The sequence below is a fragment of the Vibrio sp. 10N.247.311.47 genome (assembly GCF_041467535.1).
GTDB lineage: Bacteria > Pseudomonadota > Gammaproteobacteria > Enterobacterales > Vibrionaceae > Vibrio > Vibrio crassostreae_C.
In genome coordinates, this window is record NZ_JBFSUR010000007.1 from 93,537 (window position 1) to 109,045 (window position 15,509).

Annotated in this window: 14 protein-coding genes; 5 read left to right on the forward strand and 9 right to left on the reverse strand. The window is 44.4% G+C overall.

Annotated elements, in window-relative coordinates; all coding sequences use genetic code 11:
- Positions 1-200 precede the first annotated feature (200 nt).
- Entirely contained in the window at positions 201-1,127 is a 927-nt protein-coding gene (speB, locus tag AB6E51_RS06945) for an agmatinase (protein WP_136973983.1), read from the reverse strand.
- On the reverse strand, positions 1,127-3,034 hold the full coding sequence (speA, locus tag AB6E51_RS06950; protein WP_065585203.1) for an arginine decarboxylase: 1,908 nt from the start codon (positions 3,032-3,034) through the stop codon (positions 1,127-1,129). Before speA ends, speB begins: the two co-directional genes overlap by 1 nt.
- A 560-nt stretch (positions 3,035-3,594) precedes the next feature.
- On the opposite strand from speA, the gene AB6E51_RS06955 reads away from it, so the two are divergent.
- The 4 genes from AB6E51_RS06955 to AB6E51_RS06970 all read left to right on the forward strand — a co-directional run bounded on the left by AB6E51_RS06955 (position 3,595) and on the right by AB6E51_RS06970 (position 9,064).
- Positions 3,595-5,031: a coniferyl aldehyde dehydrogenase gene (locus tag AB6E51_RS06955; protein WP_372058030.1), complete on the forward strand. Its 1,437-nt coding sequence runs from the start codon at positions 3,595-3,597 to the stop codon at positions 5,029-5,031.
- The gene (locus tag AB6E51_RS06960; RefSeq protein WP_017066051.1) at positions 5,028-5,606 is read left to right on the forward strand and encodes a TetR/AcrR family transcriptional regulator; all 579 of its coding nucleotides are present in this window, start codon (positions 5,028-5,030) and stop codon (positions 5,604-5,606) included. The genes AB6E51_RS06955 and AB6E51_RS06960 overlap by 4 nt, the downstream gene beginning before the upstream one ends.
- A 530-nt stretch (positions 5,607-6,136) precedes the next feature.
- A complete protein-coding gene (locus AB6E51_RS06965) occupies positions 6,137-7,711 on the forward strand; it encodes an ATP-binding cassette domain-containing protein (RefSeq protein WP_372058029.1) in 1,575 nt (524 codons plus the stop codon).
- Between the two features lie 114 nt (positions 7,712-7,825).
- On the forward strand, positions 7,826-9,064 hold the full coding sequence (locus AB6E51_RS06970) for a leucine-rich repeat-containing protein kinase family protein (protein ID WP_372058028.1): 1,239 nt from the start codon (positions 7,826-7,828) through the stop codon (positions 9,062-9,064).
- Positions 9,065-9,145: 81 nt separating this feature from the next.
- Here the strand turns inward: AB6E51_RS06970 and AB6E51_RS06975 are convergent, their stop codons facing one another.
- From AB6E51_RS06975 to AB6E51_RS07005, 7 genes are all read right to left on the reverse strand, one after another.
- A complete protein-coding gene (locus AB6E51_RS06975; protein WP_017063604.1) occupies positions 9,146-9,595 on the reverse strand; it encodes a hypothetical protein in 450 nt (149 codons plus the stop codon).
- Positions 9,596-9,663: 68 nt separating this feature from the next.
- Entirely contained in the window at positions 9,664-9,978 is a 315-nt protein-coding gene (gene yqfB, locus AB6E51_RS06980) for a N(4)-acetylcytidine aminohydrolase (protein ID WP_017063603.1), read from the reverse strand.
- 224 nt (positions 9,979-10,202) lie between these two features.
- The gene (gene rplT, locus AB6E51_RS06985) at positions 10,203-10,556 is read right to left on the reverse strand and encodes a 50S ribosomal protein L20 (RefSeq protein WP_004733517.1); all 354 of its coding nucleotides are present in this window, start codon (positions 10,554-10,556) and stop codon (positions 10,203-10,205) included.
- Positions 10,557-10,598: 42 nt separating this feature from the next.
- Complete coding sequence (gene rpmI, locus AB6E51_RS06990; RefSeq protein ID WP_004738430.1) at positions 10,599-10,793, reverse strand: 50S ribosomal protein L35; 195 nt, start codon at positions 10,791-10,793, stop codon at positions 10,599-10,601.
- A gap of 104 nt (positions 10,794-10,897) precedes the next feature.
- On the reverse strand, positions 10,898-11,449 hold the full coding sequence (gene infC, locus AB6E51_RS06995) for a translation initiation factor IF-3 (protein ID WP_076654893.1): 552 nt from the start codon (positions 11,447-11,449) through the stop codon (positions 10,898-10,900).
- 2 nt (positions 11,450-11,451) lie between these two features.
- Positions 11,452-13,380, reverse strand: a complete 1,929-nt coding sequence (gene thrS, locus AB6E51_RS07000) for a threonine--tRNA ligase (RefSeq protein WP_017059786.1) — start codon at positions 13,378-13,380, stop codon at positions 11,452-11,454.
- 383 nt (positions 13,381-13,763) lie between these two features.
- Positions 13,764-14,507, reverse strand: coding sequence for a sporulation protein (locus AB6E51_RS07005; RefSeq protein ID WP_136978508.1), 744 nt, complete (start codon positions 14,505-14,507; stop codon positions 13,764-13,766).
- Positions 14,508-14,688: 181 nt separating this feature from the next.
- Between AB6E51_RS07005 and hutC the strand changes: the two genes are divergently transcribed.
- The gene (gene hutC, locus AB6E51_RS07010; RefSeq protein WP_017063600.1) at positions 14,689-15,402 is read left to right on the forward strand and encodes a histidine utilization repressor; all 714 of its coding nucleotides are present in this window, start codon (positions 14,689-14,691) and stop codon (positions 15,400-15,402) included.
- The last annotated feature ends 107 nt before the right edge of the window (positions 15,403-15,509 follow it).

A 15,509-nucleotide genomic window follows, 5' to 3' on the forward strand; every position in this document is an offset into this window, starting at 1 on the left:
GATTTTTCGCTCACAAATCATGAGATAGACCGTAGAATACGAGCCTTTTAGCCTATTAGTTCACAGCCAAGAAAAGACTACTTACTGAGATGCGAGAATAGAATTTTTGTTGCTCGGCAAAACAAAAAAGCCCACTAAGTTGAACCTTAGTGGGCTTTAAAATCAGTATATAGCGTTATGCTGTTAGCAATGACACACAACTATTTAGCAAGGCGATTTGCAGTCCAGACGTAAAGCAGCTCGAGAGCAATCGTCGCACCAGCCAATGCCGTAATTTCGCTTTGGTCATAGGCAGGAGACACTTCTACAACGTCCATACCAACCATGTTGATACCCTGTAAGCCACGGATGATTTTGAGCACTTTATCTGAGTTCAAACCACCACATACTGGTGTGCCGGTACCCGGAGCAAAAGCAGGATCCAGACAATCGATATCAAACGTTAAGTACACTGGCTTATTACCAACAATACCTTTCACTTGAGCAATGATATCGTCCACGCTCATGTCGTTCGCTTGCATCGCGTTAATAACGTTAAAGCCGTGCCCTTCCTGCTTGTACTCTGTACGAATACCAATTTGCACTGAATGTTCAGGCGAAATTAAACCTTCATTTGGCGCATGGTAGAACATAGTACCGTGATCGTAACGACTACCCTGACTGTAAGTGTCAGTGTGCGCGTCGAAGTGAATCAGAGCCATCTCACCGTACTTCTTGCCATATGCTCTTAACAAAGGCAGTGTAATGAAGTGATCGCCACCTAAACCTAACAGAGTTTTACCACTGTTTAGAATCGCATCAGCAGCTGCTTCTAAACGTTGAGTTAGGTCTTCTGCATCACCGCAATCAAACACAAGGTCGCCAGCATCAATGACCGAGGTGTGTTCAAATACATTGAAGTCCCAAGGGAATTTTTTACCTTCCCACGCCAAGTTTACTGACGCACGACGAATCGCATCAGGTCCCATACGAGCACCCGGACGACCAGACGTCGCCATATCTAACGGCGCGCCCAACACAACCACATCAGCATCGTTGTCGATTGGGTTTTGCACCAATGGACGACGCATAAACGTCATCGCATTGGAGTACAACGAGTAATCTGGTTTCGTAAATAGATCGTTCATTAAAAATCCTCAAGATAGGTGTAACCCATCAAGCCTTGCTCTAACTCTTCAAGTACGCTTTGCTGCTCTTGCGCTGGTACTTTCGCGGTGACCAATTCTTTGTACTTCTGACGAATTAGGTCCATATCGATATGAACGTAACGCATCATGTCTTCTACTGTGTCGCCTTCGTTGATGTAGTCAATGTTCGCTTCTCCGCTTTCATCAACATTCACCACAACACTGTGCGTATCACCAAATAGGTTATGCATATCGCCCAAGATCTCTTGGTACGCGCCTACTAGGAAGAAGCCCATTAGGTATGGTTCATCTGGGTTCCACGCTGGCACTGGCAATGTTGTTTCAATGCCTTGACCATCAACATACTGGTCAATCGTACCGTCAGAGTCACAAGTGATGTCCAACACCACAGCACGACGCTCATCCGCATTATCTAAACCGCTCAGTGGCAATACAGGGAACACCTGATCAATACCCCAAGCATCTGGCAATGACTGGAATAGTGAAAAGTTCACGAAGAACTTGTCCGCTAAACGCTCGCTCAACTCATCCAAAATTGGACGGTGGTAACGGTTCTTTGTGCTCATGCGAGTGCTAAGCTCGTAGTTAATACGCAAAGACATTTGCTCTGCCCAAGCACGATGCTGAAGATTCAGCATACCGGTCGCAAATTGGTTGTGCGCTTCTGCAATATCGCTCTGAGTGTCGTTATAGATCTCAATCAACGCACGGTCATCATTACCAGCATCGAGCTCTAAGAAGTTCTTCCACATGTTGTTTAGCAACAGTGGTGCGTCTGCTTCTGGCGCAGCCATATCTTCCGGTGAGTAGCTTTCAGTACCAATCACGTTGGTGATCAACACAGCATGGTGCGCAGTCAGTGAGCGACCAGACTCCGAAATAATCACAGGTTGTGGCTGATTGTAGAGTTTACAAATATCCCCTACTGTCATCACGATGTTACGAGCGTACTCAAGCAAGCCGTAATTCATTGAGTTTGAAGATTGGCTACGCGTGCCGTCGTAATCGACTGCCAAGCCACCACCAACATCTAAGAACTTCAGTTGAGCGCCAATATCACGCAGTTCACAGTAGAAACGAGCCGCTTCACTCACGCCATTTCGCACGTCACGAATGTTTGCCATTTGTGAACCTAGGTGGAAGTGCACGAGTTCAAGTACATCCAGCTGGTCTTCGGCTTTCAAGCGTTCGATAACAGTAAGCACTTGTGATGCAGACAAACCGAATTTCGACTTCTCACCACCACTTGCTTGCCATTTACCTGCACCTTGAGAAGCAAGACGAATACGTAAACCCAAACGAGGTTTTACGCCAAGTGCTTTCGCTTCAGAAAGAACAAGATCAAGCTCAGACAACTTCTCTAGAACGATAAAGACTTTGTGGCCTAGCTTTTCGCCAATCAGTGCAAGGCGGATGTATTCTCTGTCTTTGTAACCGTTACACACGATCACAGAGCTCGCTTTTTGAGCCAACGCCAGTACCGCTAATAGTTCAGGTTTGCTGCCCGCCTCTAGTCCTAGCTGCTTTTGCTCTAATTGAGCTTGGCTCGCTAAGATCTCATCAACCACTTCTTTTTGTTGGTTAACTTTAATCGGATAAACAAGTAGGTAACGATTGTCGTACTGATATTCGTCGATCGCTTGGTTAAATGCGTTACAGATATTGTGCACACGTTGATGCACTATTTGAGGAAAACGCACAAGAGCAGGTAAACCAATATTTCTTTGCTCTAACTGTTTTACGATCTTACTTAGTGGGACTTGATGATCCGTCTCGCTCGGTGAAACATACACCTCACCGTTATCATCAATTCCATAAAAACCTTGGCTCCAGTGCTTTACATTATACTCAGCACGGATGCGTTCCAAATTAACCGAATTTTCCAATTCTAGAGACCTCACACTATAGGGCCATCGACAGAAGATACCTCTTTGGAATAGCGAGGTATAACCCAACAAAAAGCGTTCAAAAACGATTTGTTGGCTGCATTAACCGATATTATTAAGAGCGAGTCCAACCATTGATATTTGTGGTGACGATTACGTTTTTTTATCGACAGATCGACTTAAAATGACAGGTAAGGAATTACAAGGTTTTAGGGTAAAAAACAGGCTGAAGCGCATTAAATATAAAGCAATTTCTCACATTAAATTAGGGAGAAAAAATGTGCAGAAACCAAAAGATTTTTAGTAAATTGAGTGAGGTTAGTCAGAGTTGTGACAAATATAAGCACTTCCCAATCTGAACTCTCGCTATCACAAACACAACTTGTATCCCGTGATTCGATACCTATAAACACTTCGTTCTTCCAACTAAAACTCGCTCACTTCAATGTTGTAACCGCTCAATTATTGAACTTTTCTCGTGCATATCTTGTATTCGATTCGATCTTCTTGTAAATTCAACTGACCGACCAATCGGTCAGCTTTCGAATTTAGGGGATACTATGAGCCATAATCTAGACCTTGAACCAAACACGTCGAGCATCAACGACATGGATCAAATGTTCGACCGACAAAAAGATCACTACCGCAGTAATGTTAATCCAACGCTTGAGCAGAGAAGAAAAAACCTCTCAGTACTAAAAGCGTTGTTAATGCGCTATCAAGAGCTGTTGATTGAGGCGGTATCAGAAGATTATGGCCATCGAGCAGAGCACGACAGCTTAATTGCTGACATCACCCCTTCCCTACACCAGATCAATTACAGTGATAAAAACCTGAAGAAGTGGTTGAAGCCTTCACGTCGAAAAGCCGGCTTGATGCTAACACCAGCCAAGATTACTGTGCATTATCAGCCAGTAGGTGTGGTTGGTATCATCGTGCCTTGGAACTTCCCAGTCATGCTCTCTTTAGGCCCTCTGATCACAGCGTTAGCAGCGGGCAACACGGCGATGCTCAAGATGTCGGAGTTTACTCCAGCGACCAACCGAGTTTTAAAAGCGATGTTGGCCGAAGGCTTTAGTGAAGATCAGGTTGCGATTATCGAAGGCGAAGCTGACGTTTCCGCTAAATTTAGCCAACTGCCGTTTGACCATATCCTTTTCACAGGCTCAACCGCTGTGGGTAAACACGTTATGAGAGCAGCGGCTAACAACTTAACACCAGTTACCTTGGAATTAGGCGGCAAATCTCCAACCATCATTGCCCCTGACTTTGATGTAGCTGACGCTGTTGAACGTATCTTGTTTGCCAAGAGTCTAAACGCTGGCCAGATATGTGTAGCGCCTGATTACATCTTATTGCCGCGAGAAAAATCAGACGAGTTCATCACAGCCTATAAGCGTTATTTCAAGAAGCTTTATAAAGCCGGTATTGAGAGCAAAGACTTAACCTCAGTGATCAACATGCGCCAATACAATCGCTTGAAAGGTGTCATTGAAGACGCACAAGCCAAAGGCGCGGTTATTCACACGGTAACCGAACAAGCACAAGACGATGTAAACCACAGAATGACGCCGCACCTTCTCACCGAAGTGAACGATGAGATGCTCGCGATGCAAGAAGAGCTGTTTGGTCCTGTTTTGCCTATCGTGCCTTATGATTCCATCGAAGAAGCAATCAATTACATCACAGAGAGAGAACGCCCACTGGCTCTGTACCTAATGAGCCATAATAAAGAAACCCAAGACAAGCTTTTATCAGACACGCACTCTGGCGGCGTGTGTATTAATGATTCTTTGGTGCATGTGGCTGCAGAAGACGCACCATTCGGTGGCATCGGCCCTTCAGGCATGGGACACTATCACGGCATTGAGGGCTTCAAGACCCTTAGCCATGCCAAAACCGTTCTAAGTAGAGGAAAAATCAACTTCACCAAGTTAATGCATCCTCCTTACAACAACCCAATCAAGAAACTGATGTTCAAAGTACTCAATAGATGATCACCAAAAGACAAAAAATCCTAGATGCTGCACTCCTGCTCTTCTCTCAACAAGGGCTAGAGGGCACATCTACCGGACAAATAGCGAAAACAGCCGGCGTGGCAAAAGCGACGTTGTTCCACCACTTCGAGAATAAATCTCTATTGATTGATGAACTGTTTCGCGAGCTGAAGCTAGAGCTATTCTCGACCCTTCAACCGCACACTGATGTGGCTGTAGAAGATCGCTACCAAACCTTTAAGTTCATGTGGATCACAGGAATTGAGTGGGCATTAGAGAATCCGGTTGCGATGAAGTTCTTCACCAATGTTCATTTCGACCCAACGACTCAAACTCGAGAAGTGATTGTTTCACAGATGTTCGCATCGCTAGACGAGATCATTTTGAAAGGGCAACAAGATGGTGAATTGATGGTGTTGGACATTAACCTTGTTAGACACTTCATTCATAGCCACTTTCTGATTTGTGCAAACTGGCTGATTGAACAAAGCGAGTCTCCACCAGAGCAAACATCGAAGTACATCAACGATAGCTTTGATATGTGTTGGCGCGCCGTTGGTGGGCAAACCAAGTAGCTTTAGCTTTAAGCCCAAGGCTCTAAGCTCTAAGCTCTAAGCTCTAAGCTCTAAACCCAAAGATATAAGTTCTAGACTCAACTGATTTCCAATAATGATCACTAAAGCGCCACAAAGGCGCTTTAATTATTTGAACACAATTTAATCACCTCAACATATTGACTCAGAGTACTTTCTTTCAGTACCATCCCACCATCATTTCAAAAGAGAATAACGCCATAATGAAGTACTAACATCCTGACATCCGATTTATTTTTATAAAAATCATTTGGACACTCGGGGTTAGTGGGCGTTACTTCATCATCTATTTTCGCGACAAATCAAGCTCTTAAAGATCCGTTTTTTGACAAACAAACATCTTTAAGATCAGTACCTCAAAGACAGGAACCATCTCAATACCGCTTTCTCTCTTTCATTGGTCATCTATCTAAGTAACGCCTTTGGCGATCTGTTGTTAGCATCCAGCAGGAGCTTGCACAGAAAAGCGCCTCACCCCTTTTACTCGTTTACACGTAAAGGGAGGTATTTCTATGCCGACTATATTAGCCAATAATCTCTCATTCCAACTCGATACTGGTGAGTGGTTATTCAAAAACACCACCTTTAATTTGAGCACTCGCCTCACAGGCCTAGTCGGAAGAAATGGGGCTGGAAAGTCATTGTTACTTTCGTTGCTCGTTGGACAAAAACAGCCCACAACGGGCAGTGTTTCGCGCCAAGGTTCAATCGGCTTTTACTCTCAGTTACCATCAACGCTACTGGATACCAACATCACCATCGCTGACTTCTTAGGACTCACCGAAAAGTTAGAAGCGTTAAGCGCCATAGAACAAGGTAGCTGTGAACTGCAGCACTTCAATATCGTTGGCGATGATTGGGATTTAGAGGCACGTACCCAGCAGTTGCTAGGTACATTAAAGATCACTCGTGATTTGAACACACTTTGTTGCTCTTTGAGTGGTGGGCAACTCGCCCTGTTACAGCTTCATCAGCTATTCGTATCAAATAACGACATACTGATCCTCGATGAGCCTTCGAACCATTTGGATAACGACGGACGCAATTGGCTACTAGAACAATGCCAGTTGTTTGAAGGTAAGGTACTTGTCGTCAGCCATGATCGAAGCTTATTGAGACAAATGGAAGGTATCTACCATCTCAACAGTTTGGGGTTACGTTTCTATAAAGGAAACTACGATGACTACTTCAAACAAATGTCGAATCAGGCCGATGCACTAGATAAACAGATTGCGCATCATCAGTCCGAAAAGAAACGACTCGAGCGTCAAGCTCAGACTAACAAGGAAAAAGCTCAACAACGTGAATCTCAAGGTAACCGACTTCGAAAATCGGGTAGCCAACCTAAGATATTATTGGACGCTATGAAAGATAAAGCAGGTCAAAGCCAAGCCTCGTCTGCGACAAGCCAAAGGAACCTCATTGACCAAAACCAACATAAACTTCAGTCGCTTAAAGAACTGAAGGAACGGCTGAAACCACAAGCTTTGTATCTACAGCAAAGTAATAGCAGTAAAAAGAGCTCTTTGTTAACCGTTGAGAACTGCCGCCTTGTTTACGGCTCTGGTGCGCCCATCAGTTTTTCTTTATCACAAGGGGAACGGTGTTATCTAACCGGTGCTAATGGGTGTGGAAAATCGACACTGTTAAAAGCGATTCACGGTCAACACGCCAATTATAAAGGCTCGATTAAGCGCTTGGGGGCGACCGTCTATTTGGATCAACACTTTGGCCTGTTAGACACCAACGATACGATGTTCGATAGTTTAATAACGCATAGTTTTGGATTAACAGAGAGCGACGCGCGAACCCTGCTAGCGGGAATTGGATTCAGGCGAAACTCGGTATATCGAAAAGTCGCTCACCTCAGTGGTGGCGAGAAAATGAAACTGGCGATGTTGATCGTTAGCCATAAGCAAGACACCCCGCTTCTATTGCTCGATGAACCGGACAACCATCTAGACATAGACTCACAACAAATATTGGCGCCCGCTTTGCGTGAGTACCAAGGCGCATTTATCTTAGTGAGTCATGATGCTGATTTTGTTGAGGAGGTCGGCGTCAGCCAAAACCATATACGACTTTAACCTTCGTAGATTCGTTCACTTAGATTAGTTAAGCGAGCATCGTTCCGGTGCTCGCCTTTCTTAATTGAGACAAGTAAACTACGCGCCTCGAACATCTATTCATAAGGCTAAGGTTTGCATACTCTAGAACAATTAAAATCAGGACAACTAAACGGTATTACGCGCTTACAACTGTCAGAAGGTCTCACTGAATTTCCTTTAGAGATCTTAGAACTCGCCGATTCGCTAGAGATTCTGGACCTTTCAGGTAATCAGCTGTCAGATTTACCAGAAGAGTTATCACAGCTGACCAACCTGCGTATTATCTTCGCGTCGAATAACCTGTTTACGCACCTGCCTGATGTTCTTGGGTCACTTCCTAAGCTTGAAATGATCGGTTTCAAGACCAACCAAATCAAAACCGTTAGCGAGCAATCTCTGCCTACTCAACTACGTTGGTTAATCCTGACCGACAATGAGATTGAGGCTCTGCCTAGCTCACTAGGTGAAAGACCACGACTACAAAAGCTCGCATTGGCGGGTAACAAGATTCGTGTTCTACCAGAAAGCATGGAAAACCTATCAAACCTTGAGCTAGTTCGTCTGTCTGCAAACCAGCTGACTGAATTCCCTGAGTTCCTAATCAAGCTACCAAAACTGGCTTGGTTAGCGTTTGCGGGTAACCCGTTTTGTAAACACCCGAGCAGCTTAGATAGCGTGCCTGCGGTTAGCTCTCAAAGCTATTCACTGAATCAAGTACTTGGCCAAGGCGCATCTGGCGTGATCTCGCATGCAAGCTGGCTAAACAGCGACTTCGATTTTCCACAGGAAGTGGCGGTTAAAGTGTTTAAAGGCGAAGTCACCAGTGACGGCTACCCACATGATGAACTGGAAGCGTGCTTGCAGGCTGGACACCATAACAACTTGATAAAATCTATCGCCCAAGTAGAGGAACAAGATTACCTAGCTTTGGTGATGGAACTCATTCCAAACAGCTACTACAACCTAGGGCTACCACCAACACTCGAGACTTGCACGCGTGATACTTTCCCAGAAGGTTTCGAACTTTCAATTGCTCAAATCAATAGCATTACAGAGCAGATGATTGATGTGTTTGAACACCTTCATGCCAATAAAGTCTCTCATGGTGATCTATACGCTCACAACACTTTAGTGAACGAACAAGGTCAGATGATCTTTGGTGACTTTGGCGCTGCGACTATCTACGGCTACCTAACTGAAGAACATCAACAAGGTATTCGCCGAATTGAAGCACGTGCATTGAAGTACTTTATTGAAGACCTACTGACGATTTGTGCAAAGCAAGATCAAGACAGCGAGCTTTATACTCGATTGGCGAACTTCGAAGCTTAATAGAAGTATTCAGTCAGATTGAAGACAACAAAGCCAACATCACTGTTGGCTTTTTTATATGCTAATTAAACGAACCAGCGTTTAGCTTTCAACTTGAACAAGCTTCAAGTACGAATGCAGCTCTCCGCTCTTATACTCAACCGCAGAGTGAATATTAAGGTCAGCACGAGCCACAACAGCAAACTGGTAGCAGTTCTCACCCTTCAGAATCTCGACGTGTAACAAACCGTCTTTTAGTTGCCACTGCCCTGTTGTTTCAAATCGGTCGAACAAACGATATTCAATCAAAGAACCGTCAGCATTGAAGTGCACTTCAGTGATGTAACCGCCGGGGCAGCTCTTCACCCAAACTCGATTCTCGATATCACTGACCGTAAAGTTACGCCTTGTGTCACGCCACGCTAGAAAGCCTTCGCTATCATAAAGAGCAATGTCGAGATCAGTTCTAGAGATTAACGGCTGCTCATTTTGCTCACGACAATAAAGTTGAAGCAAAATTTGCTGAACTGTTTCGCTCTGTAATTCACTCATTGTGGCTTCCCTTTATCATTGCTCTGCGTTAGACGCAGTATTGATCAACAAATTCTATTTAAAGCGGGCTACACAAGCTCGTAAGAAACCACATACAGTTGAGAGATACCCGGGTAGATATCTTGAATCACGTCTTTCAGTACTTGCAGCGTCATGTTCTCTTGCTGAGCATGGAACTCACCTAAGTCATCAAACAAAATTGGCTCAACGCTGATGATCTTAAGATTACAGAACACACGGTCTTGCTCTAGCGTCGATACTTCCACAACACTGCCTGGCTGGTAGTCTCGCTCAGATTCATCACGAATAGTAATCGTCTTCTTGCCAGATAGGATGTCAGTTTCAAAACGTTCGAAGAACGTCATAGTGGTCGGTGCGGTCATTTATTTCGGTCGCTTTACATTTAAAGGTTAGGTAAATGTTTATATACCAGAATGCGTGTTCAAGCGAATAAAAATTAGGTGCGGGATGCGAGATGCGAGATGCGAGATGCGAGATGCGAGATGCGAGATGCGAGATGCGAGAGAGTATGGCAAAGCCAAATTACAGGCAATAAAAAAGGAGAACCGAAGTTCTCCTTTTCTTAAACCTTTAAGCTAACTCTAAATTATAGAGATGCTTTCGCTTTTTCAACTAGAACAGCAAATGCTGCTTTGTCGAATACTGCGATGTCAGCAAGAATCTTACGGTCGATCTCGATAGATGCTTTCTTTAGGCCATTGATGAAACGGCTGTAAGATAGACCATTTTGACGAGATGCCGCGTTGATACGTGCAATCCAAAGTTGACGGAATTGACGTTTCTTGTTGCGACGGTCACGGTAAGCGTATTGACCAGCTTTGGTAACTGCTTGGAAAGCTACGCGGTAAACACGTGAACGTGCTCCGTAGTAACCTTTAGCTTGTTTTAGAACTTTCTTATGACGTGCACGAGCTTGTACACCACGTTTTACGCGAGGCATTATGCTTCTCCTAAACTAAACGAATTTATAAACTAAAAAGAATTAAGCGTATGGCATCATACGTAGAACTTGAGCAACTTCACATTTAGGAAGGATCGAGTTCGGACGTAGCTGACGCTTGTTCTTAGTAGTACGCTTAGTCAGGATGTGACGTTTACCAGCGTGCTTAAACTTAATACCACCAGCAGTTTTCTGGAAACGCTTAGCAGCACCTTTGTTGGTTTTCATCTTAGGCATGATGAATAACTCCGCATTGTTGAGTTGTTAATAACATAGTAATTAGGGCGAATAAAACCCCGCAACCTGAGGCTGCAGGGTTTAATTACTTGCAAAGCCGTTAATTACTTCTTTTTAGGGGCCAACACCATGATCATCTGGCGACCTTCAATTCTCGTTGGGAAAGATTCGACTACTGCAAATTCTTCAGTATCCGCTTTCAAGCGATTAAGAACGTCAACACCGATTTCTTGGTGAGCCATTTCGCGGCCACGGAAGCGAATTGTTACCTTCACTTTGTTGCCGTCTTCTAGGAAACCAGTCAGGTTGCGTAGTTTTACCTGATAGTCTCCAATATCAGTTCCAGGTCGGAATTTAATTTCCTTGATCTGAACCTGCTTTTGCTTCTTCTTCTGCTCTTTCGCAGCTTTGCTCTTCTCGAAGAGGAACTTACCGTAATCCATCACACGACAAACTGGCGGCTCGGCGTTAGGGCTGATCTCTACAAGATCCATACCAGCTTCATTTGCAGCTTCCATCGCTTCAGCGATTGATACTACACCAACAGCTTCGCCGTCTGCGCCAGTTAGACGCACTTCACGAACGCCACGAATGTCACCGTTTAAACGGTGCTGGTTTTGTTTGGCCGGTTGTTGGCCACGTCTTCCGCCTTTAATAGCTATTCCTCCAGATTGAGCTTACGGCTTGAAACCTCGGCTTGGATGTATGAAATAAAGTCATCCACTTTAAATTTGCCAAGGTCCTTACCTTTACGTGTACGTACTGCAATTTCGCCGGCTTCCATTTCTTGGTCACCACACACAAGCATGAACGGTACACGTTTCAAAGTATGTTCGCGGATTTTAAAGCCAATCTTCTCATTTCTCAAGTCTGCTTTGACTCTAAATCCACTTTTTTGCAGTTTTTTCGTAATTTCTTGTACATATTCAGACTGTTTGTCTGTAATGCCCATTACAACTGCTTGTTCTGGCGCCAACCACGTTGGGAAGAAGCCAGCGTATTCTTCAATAAGAATACCAATGAAGCGTTCTAGTGAACCTAAAATCGCGCGGTGGATCATAACTGGCGTGTGACGCTCGTTATCTTCACCTACGTAAGTAGCACCTAAACGTTCTGGTAATGCAAAATCGAGCTGCACTGTACCACATTGCCAAGCGCGGTCCAAACAATCATGCAAAGTAAATTCAATCTTAGGTCCGTAGAACGCACCCTCGCCTTCTTGAATCTCGTATGCAATGTCCATTGCCTCTAGCGCTTGCTTAAGGTCAGCCTCTGCACGGTCCCACATTTCGTCTGAACCTACACGCTGTTCTGGACGAGTAGATAGCTTAACAACGATGCTTTCGAAGCCGAAAGTTGTGTAAGTATCGTAAACCATTTCAATACAAGCTTTAACTTCTTGTTGAACTTGGTCTTCAGTACAGAATACGTGAGCATCATCTTGAGTGAAGCCACGAACACGCATAATGCCGTGAAGTGCGCCAGACGGCTCGTTACGGTGACATGAGCCGAACTCAGCCATACGTAGCGGTAGATCACGGTAAGATTTCAAACCTTGGTTGAAGATTTGAACGTGACCAGGACAGTTCATTGGCTTGATAGCGTATTCACGGTTCTCTGAAGAAGTAGTGAACATCGCTTCAGCGTACTTATCCCAGTGACCAGAGCGTTCCCAAAGAACACGGTCCATCATTAATGGGCCTTTAACTTCTTGGTAATCGTACTCAGTCAGTTTTTGACGAATAAATACTTCTAGCTCACGGAAGATAGTCCAACCGTTGTGGTGCCAGAACACCATGCCTGGTGCTTCTTGCTGCATGTGGAATAGGTCAAGCGCTTTACCGATTTTACGGTGGTCACGTTTAGCCGCTTCTTCTAGGCGCACAAGGTGAGCTTTAAGTGCCTTCTTGTCGTGGAATGCAGTGCCGTAGATACGTTGAAGCATCTTGTTGTCACTGTTACCACGCCAGTATGCACCCGCTACGTTAAGTAGAGTGAAGTGCTGGCAGAAGCTCATGTTAGGCACGTGTGGACCACGACACATATCGATGTATTCTTCGTGATGGTACAGGCCTGGACGATCGTCTTTAGAAACGTTCTCGTCCAAGATTTCAATCTTGTAAGTCTCGCCGCGAGCTTCGAATGCGTCGCGCGCTTCCTGCCAGCTAACTTTCTTCTTAACAACCTGGTATTTGGTCTTCGCTAGCTCTTTCATGCGCTTTTCGATCTTTTCTAGATCGTCTTGCGTTAGAGAGTGCTCAAGATCGATATCGTAGTAGAAACCGTTATCGATAGTAGGACCGATCGCCATTTTCGCTTCTGGAAAAAGCTGCTTAACCGCGTGGCCTAAAAGGTGAGCACAAGAGTGACGAACGATCTCAAGGCCATCAACTTCATCTTTAGCTGTGATGATTTCTAGGCTTGCATCGTTTTCGATAAGATCACAAGCATCAACACGCTCGCCGTCTACACGACCAGCAATGGTAGCTTTCGCAAGACCAGGACCGATTGATAGGGCAACATCTAGAGTTGATACAGGGTTGTCAAATTGACGCTGACTACCGTCAGGAAGAGTAATAATTGGCATTATTTGTCCTTTACAGTGGTGTTGCACACCAAGCAACACATGAAAATGTTTAATATATGTCTTTCAATCAACGAGTACGCTGATTGGGGATATATGCATAATAAATATACCCACATAGAAGCAAATACAGATGCCACATCTGTGAGTAGCCGAACATTGTAACGAAATAATATGAAATGACAATGTTAGTCCCGCAGCACCACAAAACTATATGACTGAAATGTCTCTTCTATATAGATCCTTCTAACGCCTAACCCATAGTTCAATCAGTAATTCGTTGGCTTTATCTACAATACAAAAAAGCCGAACGGATAAGTTCGGCTATAGAAATCGTACTGTCTTGTCTCTATTAATAGAAAAAGCGACTACTAACAGAAAGGGAACTACGCACTCATGATTCTTGATACAGCGTTACGAATGTCTGAATCGGCAGCGTTCGCAGGCAAGCTGAATGAGATGTATTGATCGCCACGGAAGCTCATTGAGCGATCGATTTCTGCTAGGCAGTGAACCATTGAGCCTTCAACGATGAATGACAGCTCGATCTCTTTATTATTCATGAAACCGCCGCTGCGAAATTCAATCTCTTGGTAACAACCCGAACGAGAAGCAAAGTTGTTGCCTTTTAAGAAGCCCTTCTCTACGTCAGCTTTCACCATTGCCATACCGGATGCTTCCACGCCTTGGATGATTTTAGCAACTGTTGGCAGTGGGTGTACGGAGATAAAGTCACGGTCTTTAGGGTCAATCGCGAAGCCTATATCTAGGTTGGTTTCAACCCACACATGGCATTGGTTCATTTGTGCGTTCAACGCGGTGACTGGCGTTTCATCATTTAACTTAAGTCGGAATGGAACCAGTTTGGTTTCGCCCGGTTGGATAACGAAAGGCTCTACCGCTTGAATACGACCCAGTGAAAAGGTTTCGTAGCTGGTACTGTCTTCCGTTTCTACTTTTACTTCTGTGTTGAGAACCAAGTTAATCAAGTCGATTTGTTGCTCAACGTCGCCACCAACAATGTGAACATTGCCAGACAACTCTCCACCTTGGAAAACTTCAATATTATCTAAGACAGTATCAACCTTTGCTGCACCGATGCCCAACGAGGCCTTTAATTTCTTAAACATATTATTTCCCTTTCTAATCATCTGATTTACGAATAGTTATTACGTGACAATTTGCGACACTTGCCTCACAGAATCAAGCAATTTGCCCCATCTATGTTGAATAAGGTCACATTGCCCGAGGAAATGTTGAAATCGTGAAAAATTCCGTTACTCTATTTGTATAGTCAAATAAGGTTTCATTATGTCGAAAGCGCCGCTCTACCTTCAGATAAAACAGTTCATAGACGATAATATCAACAGTGGTCACTGGCCAGTGGGTTACCAGATAACCACAGAACTCGAACTCACAGAGCAGTTCAATGTGAGTCGAATGACGGTCAATAAAGCCATTCGAGATCTTGTGTCTGAAGGCAAACTCATCAGGAAGCCAAGGCTAGGTACTTTTGTTTGTGAACCAGACGAAAAAGCGCAATCTCCGCTGCTTGATATCAACAACATCGCACAAGAGATCAAAGACCGAGGTCAAACGTATGCTAGCCAGGTTATCAAGCACAAGAGCATCAAGGCAGATGAAAGCACCGCGACACGGTTAGGTGTGATGATCAATGCCGAAGTATTCTATAGTGAAATCATCCACTTTGCTGACAACACACCGATTCAATTGGAAGCGCGCTGGGTGAACTCGCAAGCCGCACCAAAATACCTAGAGCAAGACTTTTCAACCTCTACACCCAATGAATACCTTTCAAAAAGCTGCCCGTTGAGTGCAATCGAGCACACGGTTGAAGCCATTATTCCTGACTCTCAAATCAGAACGTCACTAAAGCTATCTGAATCAGAACCTTGCCTACTTTTGAATAGAAGAACATGGAGCAAAGAGCGCCTCATCAGCTTTGCATTGCTCTACCATCCTGGCTCTAAGTACAAATTAAGCTCCAAGATACTTCTAGATTAAAGAACATCATCCTGATCGCCGATCACATTTTTGCAACATCAACTTGATTCGGGGCAGCGTTTAGCCTATTTATTTGTATATACATTTAATGTTTAGCAAAGATCTAG

What these genes read in the sequence shown, in the direction of transcription:
- speB (WP_136973983.1), bottom strand. Translation starts at nt 1,127, where the DNA reads ATGAACGATCTATTTACGAAACCAGATTACTCGTTGTACTCCAATGCG.
- AB6E51_RS06955 (WP_372058030.1), top strand. Translation starts at nt 3,595, where the DNA reads ATGAGCCATAATCTAGACCTTGAACCAAACACGTCGAGCATCAACGAC.
- AB6E51_RS06960 (WP_017066051.1), top strand. Translation starts at nt 5,028, where the DNA reads ATGATCACCAAAAGACAAAAAATCCTAGATGCTGCACTCCTGCTCTTC.
- AB6E51_RS06965 (WP_372058029.1), top strand. Translation starts at nt 6,137, where the DNA reads ATGCCGACTATATTAGCCAATAATCTCTCATTCCAACTCGATACTGGT.
- AB6E51_RS06975 (WP_017063604.1), bottom strand. Translation starts at nt 9,595, where the DNA reads ATGAGTGAATTACAGAGCGAAACAGTTCAGCAAATTTTGCTTCAACTT.
- yqfB (WP_017063603.1), bottom strand. Translation starts at nt 9,978, where the DNA reads ATGACCGCACCGACCACTATGACGTTCTTCGAACGTTTTGAAACTGAC.
- rplT (WP_004733517.1), bottom strand. Translation starts at nt 10,556, where the DNA reads ATGCCTCGCGTAAAACGTGGTGTACAAGCTCGTGCACGTCATAAGAAA.
- rpmI (WP_004738430.1), bottom strand. Translation starts at nt 10,793, where the DNA reads ATGCCTAAGATGAAAACCAACAAAGGTGCTGCTAAGCGTTTCCAGAAA.
- thrS (WP_017059786.1), bottom strand. Translation starts at nt 13,380, where the DNA reads ATGCCAATTATTACTCTTCCTGACGGTAGTCAGCGTCAATTTGACAAC.
- AB6E51_RS07005 (WP_136978508.1), bottom strand. Translation starts at nt 14,507, where the DNA reads ATGTTTAAGAAATTAAAGGCCTCGTTGGGCATCGGTGCAGCAAAGGTT.
- hutC (WP_017063600.1), top strand. Translation starts at nt 14,689, where the DNA reads ATGTCGAAAGCGCCGCTCTACCTTCAGATAAAACAGTTCATAGACGAT.